General features: G+C 33.3%; 1 protein-coding gene. It reads left to right on the top strand.

The window, feature by feature from the left end; translation table 11 throughout:
- A partial coding sequence (locus tag CIK89_RS13645) for a hypothetical protein (protein ID WP_158215031.1) occupies positions 1–450 on the top strand: 450 nt, incomplete at its 5' end.
- Positions 451–784: the final 334 nt, after the last annotated feature.

The raw sequence follows: 784 nt of genomic DNA, 5'->3' as shown, positions 1-784 counted from the left end.
GTTCAGACTTTAACTGATATAGAAAATGGCAATTGGTTTTATCGAAAAGTGCCAAAAGAAGAGATTTTTACATGGCATGATGATAAGGAAAAATTGACTATTTACTATACTTACCCCTTAAGAGTACACTTATATGAAGTAACAAATGTTAATTATAATTATTATTCTTGTCATTGTTATTGTTGTTTTAATTTAGCAATGGAGAATGACCCAAAGTTTAAAGCAGAAGTAATAAAAAGGTTTAAGGAACATCAAACTGAAATATTCATGGGAGGGGGGCTTCGACCGAACCACAAAAGCGCATGTACCTATTTCAAACCTTATCACTTCAAGAATGATGAATTGGTTTGGGGTTCACCGATTAATAATTTAACTCCATATGGTGACTATTGGCTTTTTCGTAGCTATCCTGTTAAGGACGGTCATCCAGTAAGTTTTCTAGTGTATTAACGTGAACTTGACGAAATATATCTTACCAGGGTCATAGGGACAGTACGTAGGTTCGTTATTTGTCGCGAATCAGTGGTACCTGTCCCTATGACCCGCAAGGCAATATTTTATAGACAACTCGAAATAATGACATTTAAAGTAAATTAAGAATTAAGAATGATAAAAGTGACTTTTCACGGCTGAAAAGTCACTTTTTTCCATTTTGAACGGTGTTTTTCCGTTTTGTCTTTTCTGTTTCCCTTTTTTTCATTAATTTTGCAGCAGAATTTTGTAAATAACTAAAAAAATAAATTAGGAATGAAGAAAATGGTTCTTTCTGTGATATGGCTTGCGA

Origin of the sequence: Prevotella sp. P4-119 (assembly GCF_002251345.1) — a bacterium.
Lineage (GTDB): Bacteria > Bacteroidota > Bacteroidia > Bacteroidales > Bacteroidaceae > Prevotella.
This window is presented reverse-complemented; position numbering and strand designations above follow the sequence as displayed.